The organism is Streptomyces sp. NPDC126497 (genome assembly GCF_040302425.1).
Lineage (GTDB): Bacteria > Actinomycetota > Actinomycetes > Streptomycetales > Streptomycetaceae > Streptomyces.
Genome location: NZ_JBEORT010000008.1, coordinates 20,165 through 37,109, shown reverse-complemented (window position 1 = coordinate 37,109; position 16,945 = coordinate 20,165). Strand labels below are relative to the sequence as shown.

The window sequence follows — 16,945 nt, the reverse complement described above, 5'->3', positions numbered from 1 at the left end:
GCACGGGCGCGCCCCTGACCGACGCCGGCGGTCGGGGGCGTGCCCGTACGGCGGCGGTGGCGGCCCCTTCCCGGCTCCGGCCGTGGAAGGGGCCGCCGTTCACGCCCCACCGCTCACCGGGCGGGCGCGGCGGCCGGTGCGGGGGCGTAGCCGGTGGGCCGGGTGGTGAAGGTGCCGCGGCCCTGGGTGCGGCTGCGCAACCGCGTGGCATAGCCGAACAGTTCGGCCAGCGGCACGGTGGCGGTGACGACCGTCGCGCCGGCCCGGGCGACCGAGCCGGTCACCCGGCCGCGCCGCGCGGCCAGATCGCCGAGCACCCCGCCCACCGCGTCCTCGGGCACGGTGACCGTGACCTCGACGACCGGCTCCAGCAGGACCATCGTGCAGGCCCGCAGGGCGCCGCGCAGCCCGAACCGGCCGGCGGTGCGGAAGGCGGTGTCCGAGGAGTCCTTCACATGGGTCGACCCGTCGGTGAGCGTGACCCGCAGCCCGGTCACCGGGTGAGCGCCCAACGGCCCCTCGGCCAGGGCGTCCCGGCAGCCGGCCTCGACCGCGCGGACGTACTCCTGCGGCACGCGCCCGCCGACGACCGCCGAGCGGAACTCGAAGCCGGACTCCGGGGAGTCCAGCGGTTCGACGTCGAGGACGACGTGGGCGAACTGGCCCGCCCCGCCGTCCTGTTTGACGTGCCGGTACACGAACCCGGACACCCCGCGCCCGACGGTCTCCCGGTGACCGACCCGGGGACGCCCCACGGTGACGCCCAGCCCGTGCTCCCGCCGGATCTTCTCCACCGCGACCTCCAGGTGCAGTTCGCCCCTGCCGGAGAGCACCGTCTGGCCGGTCTCCGGGTCGGTGCGCACGACCAGCGAGGGGTCCTCCTCGGCGAGCCGCGCCAGTGCCGACGCCAGACGTCCGGTGTCCGTGCCCTTCAGCGCCTCGACGGCCACGGAGACGACGGGCTCGGCGACCCCCGGGGGCTCCAGGACGAGCGGGGCGTCCGGCGCGCACAGCGTGGAGCCGGCGCGGGCGGACTTGAGCCCGGCCACGGCGACGATGTCCCCGGCGACGGCCCGCTCCAGCGGGATGTGCCGGTCGGCCCGCACGCGCAGGATGCGGCCGATGCGCTCGGAACGGCGCGCGGTGGCGTCCCACACCGTGTCTCCCTTCTCGATCGCTCCCGCGTACAGGCGCAGGTAGGTCAGCCGCCCGGTGGCGGTGGCGTTCACCTTGAACGCGAGGGCGGCCAGCGGTGCCGCCGGATCGGCGGGCCGCCGCTGTTCGGTGCCGTCGCCCTCGCGCGCACCGCGCACCGGCGGCACGTCGAGGGGCGACGGAAGGTAGGCGAGCACGGCGTCCAGCAGGGGCTCGACGCCGCGGTTGCGGTAGGCGGAGCCGCACAGCACGACGACGGCGTCGCCGCTCCGGGTCAGGTCCCGCAGGGCGGCGGCGAGCGTGCCGGTGCCGAGCGCGCCGGTGGCGCAGAACTCCTCCAGCGCGCCCGGGTGCAGTTCGGCGACGGCCTCCTCCAGCAACCGGCGCCGTCGGCGCGCCTCCTCCCGCAGGCCGTCCGGCACCGGCGCCGGCGCGCGGGCCTCGCCCTCGTCGGTCCAGGTCAGGGCCCGCATGCGCAGCAGGTCGACGACACCGGTGAAGGCGTCCTCCGCGCCGATCGGAAGCTGCACCGCCAGGGGCGCGGGGTGCAGCCGCTCCCGGACGGAGGCGACGGCGGCGTCCAGGTCGGCGCCGGCCCGGTCCATCTTGTTGACGAACGCGAGGCGCGGCACACCGTGCCGGTCCGCCTGCCGCCACACCGACTCGCTCTGCGGTTCCACGCCGGCGACCGCGTCGAACACGGCGACCGCCCCGTCGAGGACGCGCAGCGCGCGCTCCACCTCGTCGGCGAAGTCGACGTGGCCCGGGGTGTCGATGAGGTTGATCCGGTGACCGTCCCAGGTACAGCTGACGGCGGCGGCGAAGATGGTGATGCCCCGGTCGCGTTCCTGCGGGTCGAAGTCGGTGACGGTGGTGCCGTCGTGCACCTCGCCGCGCTTGTGCGTGGTGCCGGTGGCGAACAGGATCCGCTCGGTGACGGTGGTCTTGCCCGCGTCGACGTGGGCGAGGACGCCCAGGTTGCGGACGGTGGCGAGGGGGTTGGCCTTCATCGGGTCGCGCATGGCCGGTGGCCTTTCGGGTGTTCCGGGAAAGGGCGGCGCGATTCCCCCGACGCACGGCGTCGGACGCCCCGGTGCGCGGAGCGTCGGCGTTCGGACGGTCAGACGTGCGTCAGGGGCATCCGGTACCGGCCGCGCAGCGGGTACCGGAGGGGCCGGGACACCAGGATCACCACGGACCGGCGGGACCGGGAACGGGGAGCGGCGGCAGCGGCGCGATCACACACGGCCCGTCTCCCCCCACTGGTCATGGATGCGCGGCCCGGCGGCGGGCGGCGTCTGTGCGATGAGTGTAGGGAGGGAGGGGAGGGCCGGGCCACGGAATATCCGCGTCTCACATTCCGGTACGCCATTTCTGGCCAGTGAGATGTCTGAGATCGTTGCATGACCCACACGGTTCGCGCGGCCTCCCGCGAGGGAGGACGCGTGGCGCCGTGCGGGCCACCGGCGTACGCCGCCGGTGACCGTTCCTCCCCGGAAAGACCGTGAAATGCCCGCACCCACCACCAGTCCGGCCCCGGCTCCCGTCAACTCTCGGTCCCGGGTCCTCATCGCGAGCCTCATCGGCACGACGATCGAGTTCTACGACTTCTACATCTACGCGACCGCCGCCGTCCTGGTCTTCCCCAAGCTCTTCTTCCCGAGCAGCGACCCGACGACGGCGCTGCTGTCGTCCTTCGCGGTGTTCGGCGCCGCGATGGTCGCCCGCCCGATCGGCGCCGTGGTCTTCGGACACCTCGGCGACCGGCTCGGCCGCAAGGGCACGCTGGTGGCGTCGCTCCTCACCATGGGCGTCGCCACCTTCCTCATCGGCGTGCTGCCCACCTACGCGCAGGCCGGCTGGATCGCCACCGCGCTGCTGGTGCTGATGCGGCTCGCGCAGGGCTTCGCGCTCGGCGGCGAGTGGAGCGGCGCGGCCCTGGTCGCCACCGAGAACGCCCCGAAGGGCAAGCGCGCCCTCTACGGCACGTTCCCGCAGCTGGGCGCCCCGCTCGGCTTCATCATCGGCAACGGGCTCTTCCTGATCATCGGCGCGCTGCTGCCGTCCGCGGCGGGCGCCGACCCGTCCCAGCCCTCGGACGCCTTCCTGAGCTGGGGCTGGCGCATCCCGTTCCTGTTCTCCGCGGTGATGGTCGCGATCGGCCTGTGGGTGCGCATGCGCCTGGTGGAGGCGCCGGTCTTCTCCCGGACCCGCGAGGCCGGGCTGGTGCGCAAGCTGCCGCTGGCCACCGTCCTGCGCGGTCACTGGAAGCAGCTGGTCCTCGGCACCTTCTTCATGCTGGCGACGTACGTGCTCTTCTACCTGATGACCACGTTCTCGCTGAGCTACGGCCGGACGCCCGAGGACGACGCCGTGCCGGGCCTGGGGTACGGCTACACCACCTTCGTCCTGATGATGATCTTCGGGGTGCTGTTCTTCGCCGTGTTCACCCTGGTCTCGGGACCGCTCGCGGACCGGTACGGCCGGCGCGCCACGCTGATCGCGGTCACCACCGGGATCCTGGTCTTCGGACTGGTGTGGGTGCCGCTGATCGGCATGGGCACGCTGGGCGTGGTGCTGTGGCTGGTGCTCGGCTTCACGCTGATGGGCATGACGTTCGGCCCGATGGGCGCGCTGCTGCCGGAGCTCTTCCCGACGAGCGTGCGCTACACGGGCTCCGGGATCTCCTACAACGTCAGCTCGATCCTCGGCGCGGCCGTCGCCCCGTTCATAGCGGTCGCCCTGTGGGAGGCCGGCGACGGCTCGCCGTGGCTGGTCGGCGTCTACCTCTCCGCGATGGCGCTGCTGACCCTGGTCGCGCTGCTGCTCGGCAAGGAGACGAAGGACGTCGGCCTCGACGAGGGCGAGACCCCCGACGCCGCCGGCCTCGACGAGGCGCCCGTCGCCACCACGGCCCCCTGAGCCGTCCGGCGGGCCCGCCATGGCCCTCCGAGTCCGGTCCCCGGGCACGGAGGGCCGCGGTGCGTCCGGGCCCGGCCGGCAGCCCTCTCCCGAAGGCCGGGCCGGGCACTCCTGGCGAGGAATGGCCGTGTGGACGTCGCCGCGGCCTGCTAACGTCCGGGGCATGAAGCGCGCTGCTGTGACGACGACGCCGGAGAGTGTCCCGGCGCGCTGACAGATGTCTCAGTCCGAAGCCCCGGGGCGAGTGCCCCGGGGCTTCGCCCTGCGGTCGCTCACCCCACGTCCGTGAGGAGACCGCCATGAACGACCACCGCAGGCTCGGCCGTGAACTGGGCCTGTTCGACACCGATCCGCTGCTCGGCGCCGGCCTGCCGTACTGGCTGCCCGACGGCGCGGCCGTGAGGCACGCCCTGGAGGAGTACATCCGCGCCGCCGAACGGCGGGCGGGCTACCAGCACGTGTACTCACCGGTCCTCGGCAAGCGGGAGCTGTACGAGATCTCGGGGCACTGGGCGCACTACGGCGACGACATGTTCCCCCCGATGGACCTCGGCGGGGAGCAGGTCGTCCTGCGGCCGAGCCTGTGTCCCCATCACGCGGTGATCTACCGCTCCCGCTCCCACAGCTACCGCGAACTGCCGCTGCGCATGGCCGAGCTCGGCGGCATGTACCGCTCCGAGCTGTCGGGCGTGCTCGGCGGACTGACCCGGGTGCGGGCCATCCAGCTCAACGACGCGCACATCTTCTGCACCCTGGACCAGGTCGCCGGGGAGGCGCGGGCGGCGCTGGAGATGATCCGCCGGGCGTACGGGGCGCTCGGCATCACCCCGGCCCGCTACCGGCTCTCCCTCCCCGGCCCCGGCGGCAAGTACGTCGCCGCACCGGAGAAGTGGCGGCGGTCCACCGCCCTGCTGACCGACGCCCTCGACCGCTCCGGCCTGCCCTACGAGGCGGCCGAGGGGGAGGCCGCGTTCTACGGCCCCAAGATCGACGTCCAGGTCACCGACGGCGCCGGCCGGGAGTCCACCCTGTCCACCGTCCAGGTCGACTTCCACCAGCCCGAGCGGTTCGGCCTGCACTACGTCGGCGCGGACGGCGCCAGGCACCGCCCGGTCATGGTCCACCGCAGCGTCATCGGCAGTGTGGAACGCGCCGTCGCCCATCTCGTCGAACGGCACGGCGGCGCCTTCCCCGCCTGGCTCGCCCCCACCCAGCTGGTCGTCCTCCCGGTCTCCGACGCCGAACTGCCGAACGCCGCGGCCCTCGCCCGACGCTGCGACCGTCTCGGGCTGCGCGCCCGGATCGCGGGACCGGACCGCGGCAGCCTGGGCGCCCGTGTCCGAGAGGCCCGCCTGGTTCCCTACCAAGCCGTCATCGGCGCCGAGGAGGCCGCCGACGATCACGTCTCACTGCGCCTGCGTGACGGACGCCGGCTCGCCCCGCAGCCGGCCGGTGACGCGCTCACCCGCATCAGCGCCCTCGTCGGAGCCCACAGCACCGACCTGTGGACCGACGCCGCCCCCTAGCGGACACGGCGACCGGCGCCGCCGTCGCCCGGGGAGGGGGAAGGCCCCGCCGGCGGCCGCTCCCGGCGGAGCGGTGTCAGCGGACCGCGCGCCAGGCCGCCTCGTCGAAGTCGGCGGGCAGGCCGCCCCCGGCGAGGTCCCAGGCCCACAGGCCGACGAACGCGCCGGTGAAGCCGAGGGCCCGGATCCGCCCGTCCTCGAATTCCTCGGCGTGCTCGTCGGACAGGACGGTGGCGTCGAGGGGCGGTCCGACGGGGCGCCAGCCGTCGCCGGTGTCGTAGCGGAAACGCAGGACGGCCCCCCGCAGGTCGAGGCCGAGACGCAGGCGGCGGATGTCGCCGAGGGGCACCCCGCCCGCCTCGTCCACGCTCAGCGCGCCGCGGTCGCAGCCCGCCGCCCGCAGCACCGCCCGCCCCTCGTCGTCCGCGGTGACGTGCAGGAAGTACCAGTTGCGCGTGTTGTAGTACGCGGTGATCCCGGCCAGGTGCTGGAAGGACCGCGGCCGGTACTCGACCGTCGCCTCGAAGGCGCCGTCCGCGGACGTCACCCGGCGGCCCACCAGACTGGGACCGGTCAGGCTCCGCGGGGAGCGGCCGCCGTGCAGCCGCAGGTGTGACGGGCGGGCCGTGAGGGAGACCCAGTCGGGAGTCGCGGGGCGCCGCAGCGTGGACCACTGCGGTCCGAGCACCGGCCGGTCGAAGCCGTCCACCTCGTCGGCCCCGGTCCGCGTCGCCTCGTCGCCGTCGGCGGACCGGCCGGGGGCGGGAACCTCCAGGGCGGGCAGACCGGTGGGGACCCGCGGCCATCCGTCGTCGGTCCAGGTGACGGGTGCCAGCGCGGTCTCACGACCGAGCACGCACGGCCCCCGGCGGCCCTTGGGCCGGGCGACGAGGTACGCCAGGTACCACTCGCCCTTCCCGGTGTCGACGAGACTGCCGTGCCCCGCCTTCTGCAGCGGCAGGTCCGGACGGTGCCGGGCGGTGATCAGCGCTCCGTGCGGGTCGCGTTCGTACGGACCGGTCAGCGCCCGGGAGCGGGCGACGGTGACCTGGTGGTCGTAGCCCGTGCCGCCGTCCGCGGTCAGCAGGTAGTACCAGCCGTCGCGCCGGTAGAGGTTGGGGCCCTCGATCCAGCCGGCCTGCGGCGGCAGCACGATGCGCACCGGGTCCCCGACCAGGCGGCGCGCGGACCGGTCGTACCGGGTCGCCTCCAGACCGGCCGAACCGCCGTGCCCCGGACGCCAGTCGTGCACCAGGTTCAGCAGCAGGCTCTCGGGGCCGTCGTGGAAGAGGGACGCGTCGAAGCCCCGCGCGTGCAGCGGCACGGGATCGGACCAGGGGCCGTGGATCGACGGCGCCGTGGTGAGGAGGTTGGGGCAGTCGGTGAAGCCTCCCGCGTAGGTGGAGACGTTGCTGTGGACCAGGTGGAACAGCCCGTCCGCGTAGGAGAGGTTCGGCGCCCACACGCCGCCGGAGTCCGGGCAGCCGGTGAGGTCGAGAAGGCGCGTGGTGTCCAGGGCGCCGCCCAGCGATCGCCAGTTCACAAGATCGCGGGAGTGGTGCAGCCGTACACCGGGACACCACTCGAACGTCGATGTCGCCAGGTAGAAGTCGTCACCCACACGCAGCAGGGACGGATCCGGGTGCGAACCCGGAAGGACCGGATTCCGGATGACCTGTGTGGTTTGCTGCCGCATGCGCCTCGTGTGCCTCTCGATCCCTGGATGACCGCACGGTGAAAGCAGGGACCGTAATGTCGAACACGCTTGCGTGCAACACGGCGTGAAAAGCGTCCCCACGGCGCCCGGGAGGGAATCTCCACCACCCCGACCGGCTGCCCGTCTCCGGTGACCTCGCCGTCCGGGTCGACTCGTCCGACGAGTACGGCCTCGCTGCCCTCGTCGCCGCTCCGGACAGCGGTTCGTGAGCGCCGTGGTCCACCGGCGGCACCACCGGAGCGGCCCTCCCGGTGCTCCCCGCCGCCGCGACCCGGCCGTCCGCCCGCCTCCCGACCTGTCCGTGGCACTGACGGGCTCACGTCGGTCACGACAACGGCACGGTGGCGCGATCCGGCCCGCCTACCGCGTCCTGGTAAGACCCGGCTGGGCAAACAGGTCCCTTTCCCGAAGCGCGGCCGGCGGACGCGCAGGAGGTGTACGAGCGGCTGCGGCCCCTCCTGCCGCCGCCCGATGAGAAGGTCTTGGCAGAGGAGGCGGAACTCGTCGGCGTCCCCGGCACGGCCTTCCGCCGCTTCCTGGTGTTCCAGCCGTAAACCTTGACCGTGGTTGCCTCGATCGGGGACGGCAGCGGCTTGGCTGATCGCAGTCTGCGGTCCGTGAGCAGGTGGACCGGGATCGGTCGAACAGGCACCATGCCTCGGTGAGCATCATCGTCAAGTTCTTCGTGGCCCCGAGTCACGAAGCTGCGGCTGCGGTCGTGGACGGCGGCCCCGAGAGGACTTTCGAGTCGCTGGAGTACGGCAACTTCGACGCCGAAGAGGCGCTGATCGAGTGGGAGAGCATCTTCAGCGGTCGGAGCTTTGAAGAACTCGTGGCCGCTGACGAGCCCGAAGCCGTCGCCGAGCCCGACGACGGAGAAGGCCCCATGGTCTTCGCCGTTCCCAGAGCCCTTCAGGACGCACTCGCCGCTGCCGACCGGTCCCGGCTTGCCGAAGTCGGCCGGTTGTGGATCCAGGAGCGGGCGGCGGACGGCGAGGCGTTTGACCAGGAGATCGCGACCAGGATCCTGAGCGATCTCGCCGGGCTGGCTCGCGACATCGGCGGGCGGGACCACCGCCTGTACTGCTGGACGGCGTAGAGGTGACGGGACCGGCGGCATGAAGAAGGGCACCCGCACCGTATCGCCCCGGGGACTGCCGGTAGCGGGGGCTGGCCCCACCCCTGATCAACCGGACAGCCGGATGGCCGGGGGAACGCCGTGTCGGCGACGGTTGGGCTGTCCCGAGCAAGTCGCCTACGGAGAAGGCAAGATCGTGCGCATTGTCACGGCCACCGCCGTCGCGCTGGTCCTCGCCGGCCAAGCCGCGCCGGCCGTCGGCGCCCAGCAGCCGACCACCGACGGAATCTGGCGCATGGACGGCTACGGCACCGTACTGTCCATCCGGAACGGAATTTTCCAGGAGTACCAGACAACCGCCCTCAGCTGCCTCGAGGGCGATTCCGCGCAGCGGACCGGTCCCGGCACCTACACCACGCCCGACGGCGTCGTCCTGACCGTGCGCGCCCGAGGAGACCGCGACCACGCCTTCCTGCGCGCGGACGCCTCCGTCGGAAGCCGGAATCTCCGGCGCATCCCGGCGCTGCCCGACACCTGCGCACGCCCGACGGCCGAGGACCCCCGCACGACCTTCGACGTCTTCTGGCAGACCTTCGAGGAGAACTACCCCTTCTTCGCCTCCAAAGGCGTCGACTGGCACGAGGTCCGTGACCAGTACCGCCCCCGGGTGCACGCCGGGACGACGAGGGATGAGCTCCACGCCGTCTTCGGCGAGATGGTCGAGCCGCTCCACGACGCCCATGTCGCCGTCCAGGACGGCGACCGCGTCTTCGCCCAGGTCCGACCCGGCACCGTCGTGCCCACAGGGCAACTGGACGCCGACATCAAGAAGTTCATCGTGGAGCGCGACCTCAAGGACGCCCGGAACCTCCAGGGCTTCGCCCACGGGCGGATCACCTACGCCGACCTCCCCGGCGGGCAAGGCTATCTGCGGATCTCCGGCTTCGGCGGGTACGCCGGCGAGGAGACCTCCCACGCCGCCCAGCTCGCCGAGCTCGACAGGGCACTGGACACGGTCCTCGGCCAGGAGCGCCCCCGGCGCCCGAGGGGTCTGATCATCGACCTGCGCGTCAATGGCGGCGGATCCGACGCCCTGGGAATCCACATCGCCCGGCGTCTCACCGACACCCCCTACCTCGCCTACTCCAAGCGGGCTCGCAACGACCCCGCCGACCCCACCCGGCACACCCGCCCCCAGCCCGTGTACGTCACGCCCTCCCAGGGCCCCCGCCACACCGGACCGGTCGCCGTGCTGACCGGTGGCTCGACCTTCAGCGCCGGGGAGACCTTCGCCCAGGCCCTCATGGAACGACCCGGCAGGACGGTCCGGATCGGGCAGCCGACGCAGGGCGTCTTCTCGGACGTCATGTCACGCAGGCTCCCCAACGGCATGTCGGCCTGGCTGCCGAACGAGGAGTTCCTGACCCGGTCGGGCAGGACCTTCGACGGCACCGGAATTCCGCCTCACCTCACCGAACCGGTCTTCACCAAGGAGGAGTTCGACAAGAGGAGGGACTCGGCCTTCGACAGGGCTGTGAACGTCCTGCGGAACCACGGCGGCACCACGAACTGACGCTGATGCTGCGCACCGCGCCCGGACGGCCCGGGCAATACGGTCCGGCCGAAGAACTGCTGGCCCGGGGAAGCCGTGTGGTGCCGGCCGACGTGGATCGGCGCGCCCGTTGTCAGAGGCTGCTGGCAGCATCACCGCCATGAACGCCACCTTCACCACCCCACCGCGGCCGGTCGACGTGACCGCGCTCTTCCCTCAACTGGCCCCGCTGGCGCGCACGGCGACCCGGCTGCACCCGCGCCCCGGGTCCCCGACCGTGCACGACAGTTCCGTCGGCGGACCGTTGCTGTGGCCCGCCGGCGAGCCGTGGCCGTACTGCGACGAGCCGCACGACAGGCACGCGACGCGGACGGTCCACTCCCCGGACGACATCCGGCTCCTCCGCCGCGTCCGTGCCGCGGCGGCCGAGCGGCTGCGCCTCGACCCCGAGGCACCCGAGCGGACCCCCGAGGAACTGGCGATCTGGGAGCGGATCGGGGTGGGCCGCCCGTGGTTCGACGGCCCGATCCCCCTCCTGCCCGTCGCCCAGCTCTACGCCCGCGACGTCCCCTTCCCCCGCCCGGCCGACGCGGACCTCCTCCAGGTCCTGTGGTGCCCCTTCGACCACGCGGAACACCCCCACCCCCGGACCGCGCTCTTCTGGCGCTCCGCCGCCACCGTCACCGACGTCCTCGACGCACCGCCCGAGCCGCCGGTCGTCCAGGACGGCTCCTACCTCCCGGAGCCGTGCCTGCTCTCCCCGGAGCAGGTCACCGACTTCCCCCACCCCGAGGAACTGGACGAGGAGCTCCGGGCCCAGCTGGAGGACGCGAGCCGCTGGGGGACGATCGACCCCGCGCAGTACGGCATGGACGATCTGGGCGAGCTCTACCTGGGCGGCCTCTCCACCGCCCCCGGCTGGAAGACCGGCGGCTGGACCAGCTGGGGCGACATCGACCCCGTCGACCGCCCCTGCCCCGAGTGCGGCACCGAGGCGGTCCCGCTCCTCACCATCGCCTCCTCGGAATGGGACGGCATCGGCGCGTCCTGGATCGCCGAGGAGGAACCGGCGAACCCGGCCCCGCCTCCCCTGGGCGCCCGGAACGGCAACTTCACCCTGATCGACATCGTCGGCGGCTACCACCTCCAGCTCCACGCCTGCCCGGCCGACCCCTCCCACCCCCACATCGAACTGGTCCAGTGAGCCCTTTCGGGGAATCCACTGCTCGGCCAGCCGCTCCGGCGCGATCCCGGCCATGTACTCCGCGGGCAGCCTGGAGGAGATCACCTTGTTGGTACGGCCCGTCACAAAGGCGAGGTTGGCCAGGCTCTTCCACTCTTCCTCGGGGAACGTCGACTGGACGCGCGCCTGAGGAAAGACTCGGTGCGCGAGCCGCGCGCGGTCTGCGGTGTCCCGGTACGACCCGCGTTCGGCCGGCGTACCTGCGGGCCTTCGGGCACGCCGAGTGCCTGGTACAGGGCCCCGAGGTGGTCGCGGGCGGCGAGGGCGTGCCGGACGGTGCGGCAGAGCCGTTCGCTCCGTTACTCCGACCGCTCCGGCCAACGCCTGCCCCACTCCTTGACCACCCGGTCGCCGACGGCGAGCGACCGATACGTCCGGCCGTTCACCTCGATGCTGAGCTCCCGCCCCTCGTCGGTGCGGATGTGCATCATGTAGTGACCCGTCGGGCCGTAGGTACCGGTCGAACTGCTCACCCCCCGGCCGGTGACCTCCCCGGTGTAGGCGTCCTTGCTCTCGCCCAACCCGTGCGCGGCGATCATCGCCAGGACCATGGCGAGCGGGCCGAAGGAGAGGAGCAGGACCATGGTGTTCGACATGTGCGACCCCCCGCATCGACGACGGCACAGGCCATCCACGGCAGCGTACCGGTCTTGTGGGCACCATCCCAGAAGGCATATCCAGAGCGTCGGCAGGGTGACGCCTACCGGGCACCTGACGACGAGGAGCGCCCAAGGGGATCCCGATCCTGGGAGGCATCGTCGGAGGCGCCGTGGACGCGGGAGCGACCGCGATCATCGGACGGGCCACGGACAAGGCCATGCGCGACGGCACCCTGCGGGCCGAGGAACCGGAGTGACGAAGAAGCGGACCGGGTGGACGAGGTGGGCCGCACGGGTTGCGGAATCTCCCGCACCGTCAGCGTGGTCCTCGTCTCGCTGACGGTCGGTAAGGGGGCGAAGAACGTCCCGCCCGGCGAAGGCGAAGTGCCGCCCGTCGCGGCCGGGCGGCGCGAGGCCCACCGGCAGCGGGACAACCCGTTGCGGGCCATCGTCCTCGCCGGCGAGATCCTCGCCCTGTACGACCGACCACCGATCACCGGCATCACGGTGCTGGAGGGAGCGGCCTGTACCGGAGACCGAAACCCGTTCCCGGACTCCTGACGGGCCCGGGGCGGCGGGGACGACCCGGGGGACCTACAGGATCTCGAGGGCGCCCGGCGGGACCGGGCCCTCGCCCGCGTAGGAGTCGCCGCGTGGTGCGGACGGGGCGTCGTCCTCCGCGACGGTCAGGGTGGGCCAGGGGGCGGCCAGGGTCGCGTCGTCCAGGGTGAGGCCGAGGTGGTCGAGGACGAGGGCGACCACGGGGGCGATTCCGGAGCCCTCGTGCTCGGCCAGGGCTTCCCGGGCCCTGTCCCACCAAGGGCCGGAGTGTTCGGGCCGGGGTTGTTCCGGGCCGGGTTCGAAGTTCTCCAGGCACCGGCCGTCGCGCCAGTGCTGGAAGACGGCGAGGCCCTCGGTGGACAGGACGCCGTAGGTCTCGGTGCCGCGGGACAGCGCGGCGAGGACCTCGGGCCACGAGCCGATGACGCCGTCCTCCTCGACGCAGAACGTCCAGTCGCCGAGCCTTCCGGCCCGCAGGAGCGACACCGCCCCGGCGGCGAACCAACCCGTGGGCAGGTCGGACGCGGCGTCCGCGTCGAGCAGGCGGGAACGGGCCGGGTCGGCGCCGTAACGGGTGAACACCTCGGCCGGGTCCAGGCCCCGGGTGAAGGTGACGCACATCTGGTCGCCCGCCCAGTCGAGCGCGTCCATTGCCATGTTCTGCCCCGTCCCCTCCACCGGCTCCGCCCACCGGATCGTGTCTGCCGGGCCCCGGCCTGTCAAACGAACGGCGCCGTCCCGCAGCCCCTGCTTCCCGGCGGGCCGGCCGCCCGCCGTGCCCGTCCCCGGTCGGCCTCCCGTACGCGGGCGGCGGTCCGCTCGGCGAGCTCGCGGACGCCGTTGGCGGCGTTGTCCGAGAGCTCGCCGAGTACGGCGTCGGCGGCGGTGAGGAGGGCTCGGGCCTCCTCGGGGCGGCCGGCGTCGGCCAGGGCGAGGGTGAGCCGGTAGTGCTCCTCGGCGATGAAGCAGCCGAGGTTGACCCGCCGCCAGTGGCGCAGCAAGTCGTCGCCGGGGGTGGCCAGGGCGTCGCGCACGGCGGCCAGGCTGTCCACCGCCTGCGGCAGCCGGCCCGCCTCCCGCTCCAGGCGGGCGAGGGTGTGCCGGGCCGAGGCCCGGTCCCACGCCGTCTCCTGGAGGGCGGCGTACAGACGCTGGGCGCGCAGCGCCTGGGGAAGGTCGCCGAGTTCCTCGAAGTCCCGGGCGAGCCCGCTCAGCGGAGCCGTGGCCAGGGTGTGGGGGGCATCGGGGCGGCGAAGTCTGCTCTGGTCCATGACGATGTCGTCGAGTTCGCGGATGAGTGTCACCCGTGCGAGGTCCGTCATCCCCTGGTCCCGCGCCAGGTCGGTCCAGGTGGAGACCGGCTCGTCCGACGGGTCGGTCCCGAACATCGACTCGTCGAGCTCCCGCGCCCACTGTCGCAACTCGTCCGCGCTCGCCCCCGGTTCCGGCATACCGCCCAGGCCGCACGCCGTGTCGAAGTCCGTCTCCCGGACCTCGTGCAGCAGCGGCAGGTCCCCGGTGTCCCCGTGCAGCCCCACCAGCACGGCCGCGAGCCGCAGTTCGTCCGTCATCGAGGACCGTGTCTCGTGCCGCAGCAGGTGCCGCAGCAGCTCCAGGTCGCCCTCGGCGCGGTCGAACTGCGCCGCCCGCAGGGTGATCCGGCGCCGGACCGGGTCCTCGGCGACTTCGCGCCATGCCGTGCGGTCGCCCTCGCGCAGGCGGGCGAGATCGGCGCGGCCCGCCGCGAGCACGGGCTCCCACAGCGGTGGACCGTCCGGGCCCAGCCGGTCGTAGGCGCACCCCTCGTCCGCGTCGAGCAGCACGAAGTCCGGCTCGGTGCGCAGCAGGGCGGCACGCAGTCTGCCCACCAGCTCGACCGGGGAGCGTTCCGGGAAGCCCAGCGCCGCACGGAGTTCGGCCCGTTCCTCGTCGATTCCGCAGTACTCGCGGATCTCGTCCTCGGTCTCCGCGACGTACGCCAGGATCCTCTCCTCGCCGTCGTCCGGCGACAGACGTGTGCAGCCGCGCCAGCCGGGCAGGCCGATCACCAGCTCCAGGGCCTCGTCGACGCTGGAGCCGATGATCCCCGCGGCGCCCTCCGAGTCGGCGTAGAGCACCGAGCCGTCCCCGCACACGAAGTACGTGCCGCCGGTGTCGTCCCCGGCCACCGTCTCCAGCGGCCCGCCCGAGGCGAGGCGGACCTCCTCGACATGGCCGTGGGCGGCCCGGTCCAGGTCGAAGTCGAAGGGGAAGGCGGCCAGTGCGGCCAGGCGGCGGTCCTGCCGCAGCAGCCGTAGCGCGTGATCGGTCATGTCACGGAAAGTAACACCGCACGAGGCCGGCGCCGCCTTCACGGCGATCGCATCCATGCCGGCCGGCGGATCTCGGGCCGAGTGCCGTCCGGACGGGGAACGGAAGCGGGCGCACCGCGGCCTGCGACCGTGCCGCCCCGGTCCACGACGTGGTTCACGAGCTGCGCACCCGGCGGGGATGGTCCGATGCCCCATCGTGATCAGCGGGCGCACAACCGCGTGTGGGTGCCGGCTGTCTTCAAGGCGGCCGGAGGGATGAGCCTCCGGCGCCTTTCCGTGCAGATTGGGGATCAGGTGGGGAAGCAGGTCTGGAGAGTCGTCGTGGCCGGTGGTGCCGCGGCGGCGTTCACGGCCGTGGCCGCGGTGCCGGCCGGGGCGGCCGAGGGTGGGGTCTCGTTCTCCCGTGTCCAGGTGAACGGCGGCAAGCCGATCGTGATCGGGGTGTCGGGGGAGGTCGCGGTGCCCGCCTCCTTCCGGATGACGACCACGCACAAGTGGAAGTGGCCGGCGGTGTTCCTGTACCGCAAGGGGGCCGACCGGCTGTGGCACGCCATCGAGACGAGCGACTGCGTCAAGGTGAAGTCGGGCGTCTGCGACTTCAACGAGACGATGTACTTCGACCCGAGCGTGTGGGACATGCACAACAGCGAGGCCGGGGCCTGGAAGGTCGGGGCCGAGGTGTACTTCAAGGGCGACGGTGGGGACGTCGACGACAAGGGTCTGACGGTCCACGTCAAGCGCAACTCCCGCCTCACCGTCAACGCCTCGCCCGAACCCGTGGCCAAGGGCAAGACCATCACCGTGACCGGAAAGGTCACCCGGGCCAACTGGGAGACCAGGAAGTACGGCTCCTACGGAGGCCGCCTGGTGAGGCTGCAGTTCAAGCCCGCCGGCACCACCTCCTACACCACGGTGAAGAAGGTGTACTCGAACGGCTCGGGCAACCTCAAGACGACCGTGAAGGCCTCCAAGACGGGTACGTGGCGCTGGCTGTACAACGGAAACACCACCACCGGACCGTCGAAGTCGTCCGGGGACCACGTCGTGGTGAAGTGATGTCCGCCGTGCCGGCAAGCCGGTGGGGGACGCGCCGGCGGTAACGGCCGCGACGGCCCGGGCGTCGGGTCCGCCACGACCGGGCGGACCCGACGCCTTGCGTCCTGGCCGGCCGGACGGGCTCGGCGCGCCGGGAAGCCGGGGAGCACATGACGTCCGCCATGGAACCCGACTCGCCGGCGACCGCGCTCAATTCATCGGCTGCTTGCCCTTGTGCCATGACGGCCCGGCCTCCGAAGCCTTCTCCGCTCCCTGCTCCGCCGGGACGGCTCCGCGCCTCCCACGACGACCGGGAAGCAAGGGGTGGAGCAACTGCGCGATGCGGCAGCCGAAGGGCGAATCGCCCTCGATGAGCTGGATTCGTGCCTGGAGCAGGCGCTGGAGTCCAAGCCCTACGCCGGGTCGGCCGTCCTGACGGCCGACCCGGCCAGGCCGAGTTCCGCCGAGGACCTGCCGCCGCCGGTGCTCAAGGGCGGCATGTACGGCGCGTCTCGAGGCCCCGGACGCCGGGAGGTTCCCGGGCACGTGATCGCTCACGGAGGCTTGGGGGGGGGTGAAGGTCGACTTCACCCGGGTCGGGTGCCGCCTCACGAAGATGGCGGTCGAGGCGTACGGGGAGACAGCCGGCGTCACCCTTGCCATCCCCGAGGGCTGGGCTGCGGACACCAGCGGCATGGTTCCCGGCGTCGGCGGCCTGAAGGACAAGACCACCCCCGATCGGCTGCCGGGAACACCGCTGATCCGGCTCACCGGGTCCGGCGGCGTGCCGGGAGTGGTCATCCGTCGTCCCAATCGCTGGGAACGGCGCAAGCCGGACAGCAACCCGGCGCGGCCAGTGGCAGCGAACTCGCGGCCTGGATCCGCGGCCACTGACGCATCGAGAACCAGTTGCACCACGTCCGCGACCGCACCTTCCATGTCGTCGCGGTCGGGCCGCGCGCGGGCAACGACGTCCACGACGAGATCGGGCGCCGCCTGGGCATGTCTCGTCGGCCGCTGAGTGCCCGCCCGCACGCAGCCCGCTCCCGCTCTCCGCAGTCGGCGGCCAGGGGGCCGGTGCCGAGGCCGGGACCGCTGCCTTCCGCCATGCCGGGCCTGCCCCGGCCCGAGCACGACCCTTTGAACCACCGCATCCGCCGACTCCACGGAGACAGGGCCCGACTCAAGGCCAGGTGAGTCGGAGGTTGCTGGCCCGAACTCCGCTGACTCGGCCCGTAACGTGCG

General features: G+C 72.9%; 13 protein-coding genes and 1 pseudogene. 9 read left to right on the top strand and 5 right to left on the bottom strand.

Annotated elements, in window-relative coordinates; translation table 11 throughout:
- Positions 1–113: 113 nt before the first annotated feature.
- The gene (gene fusA / locus ABTY20_RS06860) at positions 114–2,165 is read right to left on the bottom strand and encodes an elongation factor G (protein WP_351995975.1); all 2,052 of its coding nucleotides are present in this window, start codon (positions 2,163–2,165) and stop codon (positions 114–116) included.
- A gap of 499 nt (positions 2,166–2,664) precedes the next feature.
- Here fusA and ABTY20_RS06855 point away from each other — a divergent pair, with 499 nt between their 5' ends.
- Positions 2,665–4,077, top strand: a complete 1,413-nt coding sequence (locus ABTY20_RS06855) for an MFS transporter (RefSeq protein ID WP_351995907.1) — start codon at positions 2,665–2,667, stop codon at positions 4,075–4,077.
- 299 nt (positions 4,078–4,376) lie between these two features.
- Positions 4,377–5,603: a threonine--tRNA ligase gene (thrS, locus tag ABTY20_RS06850; protein ID WP_502991756.1), complete on the top strand. Its 1,227-nt coding sequence runs from the start codon at positions 4,377–4,379 to the stop codon at positions 5,601–5,603.
- A gap of 76 nt (positions 5,604–5,679) precedes the next feature.
- Here the strand turns inward: thrS and ABTY20_RS06845 are convergent, their stop codons facing one another.
- Positions 5,680–7,299: a glycoside hydrolase family 43 protein gene (locus tag ABTY20_RS06845; RefSeq protein ID WP_351995905.1), complete on the bottom strand. Its 1,620-nt coding sequence runs from the start codon at positions 7,297–7,299 to the stop codon at positions 5,680–5,682.
- Positions 7,300–7,981: 682 nt separating this feature from the next.
- Between ABTY20_RS06845 and ABTY20_RS06840 the strand changes: the two genes are divergently transcribed.
- The 3 genes from ABTY20_RS06840 to ABTY20_RS06830 all read left to right on the top strand — a co-directional run bounded on the left by ABTY20_RS06840 (position 7,982) and on the right by ABTY20_RS06830 (position 11,154).
- Positions 7,982–8,419: a hypothetical protein gene (locus ABTY20_RS06840; RefSeq protein WP_351995904.1), complete on the top strand. Its 438-nt coding sequence runs from the start codon at positions 7,982–7,984 to the stop codon at positions 8,417–8,419.
- A 175-nt stretch (positions 8,420–8,594) separates the two neighbouring features.
- Complete coding sequence (locus tag ABTY20_RS06835; protein ID WP_351995903.1) at positions 8,595–9,971, top strand: S41 family peptidase; 1,377 nt, start codon at positions 8,595–8,597, stop codon at positions 9,969–9,971.
- Positions 9,972–10,110: 139 nt separating this feature from the next.
- Positions 10,111–11,154 carry a hypothetical protein gene (locus ABTY20_RS06830; RefSeq protein ID WP_351995902.1) on the top strand — a complete coding sequence of 348 codons (1,044 nt, stop codon included), beginning with the start codon at positions 10,111–10,113 and terminating at the stop codon, positions 11,152–11,154.
- Between the two features lie 338 nt (positions 11,155–11,492).
- Here the strand turns inward: ABTY20_RS06830 and ABTY20_RS06825 are convergent, their stop codons facing one another.
- The gene (locus ABTY20_RS06825) at positions 11,493–11,789 is read right to left on the bottom strand and encodes a DUF7489 domain-containing protein (RefSeq protein WP_351995901.1); all 297 of its coding nucleotides are present in this window, start codon (positions 11,787–11,789) and stop codon (positions 11,493–11,495) included.
- Positions 11,790–12,065: 276 nt separating this feature from the next.
- Here ABTY20_RS06825 and ABTY20_RS06820 point away from each other — a divergent pair, with 276 nt between their 5' ends.
- Complete coding sequence (locus ABTY20_RS06820; protein ID WP_351995900.1) at positions 12,066–12,353, top strand: hypothetical protein; 288 nt, start codon at positions 12,066–12,068, stop codon at positions 12,351–12,353.
- A gap of 33 nt (positions 12,354–12,386) precedes the next feature.
- On the opposite strand, the gene ABTY20_RS06815 is transcribed toward ABTY20_RS06820, so the two are convergent.
- Both ABTY20_RS06815 and ABTY20_RS06810 read right to left on the bottom strand, forming a co-directional pair.
- Positions 12,387–13,010, bottom strand: a complete 624-nt coding sequence (locus ABTY20_RS06815; RefSeq protein WP_351995899.1) for a DUF6461 domain-containing protein — start codon at positions 13,008–13,010, stop codon at positions 12,387–12,389.
- A 62-nt stretch (positions 13,011–13,072) separates the two neighbouring features.
- The gene (locus ABTY20_RS06810) at positions 13,073–14,665 is read right to left on the bottom strand and encodes a hypothetical protein (protein ID WP_351995898.1); all 1,593 of its coding nucleotides are present in this window, start codon (positions 14,663–14,665) and stop codon (positions 13,073–13,075) included.
- A gap of 294 nt (positions 14,666–14,959) precedes the next feature.
- Here ABTY20_RS06810 and ABTY20_RS06805 point away from each other — a divergent pair, with 294 nt between their 5' ends.
- The 3 genes and pseudogenes from ABTY20_RS06805 to ABTY20_RS06795 all read left to right on the top strand — a co-directional run.
- Entirely contained in the window at positions 14,960–15,721 is a 762-nt protein-coding gene (locus ABTY20_RS06805; protein WP_351995974.1) for a hypothetical protein, read from the top strand.
- 553 nt (positions 15,722–16,274) lie between these two features.
- Entirely contained in the window at positions 16,275–16,721 is a 447-nt protein-coding gene (locus ABTY20_RS06800; RefSeq protein ID WP_351995980.1) for a hypothetical protein, read from the top strand.
- Positions 16,628–16,897, top strand: a pseudogene (locus tag ABTY20_RS06795) (hypothetical protein); the annotation flags it as partial. The gene ABTY20_RS06800 and the pseudogene ABTY20_RS06795, both read left to right, overlap by 94 nt.
- Between the last annotated feature and the right edge of the window lie 48 nt (positions 16,898–16,945).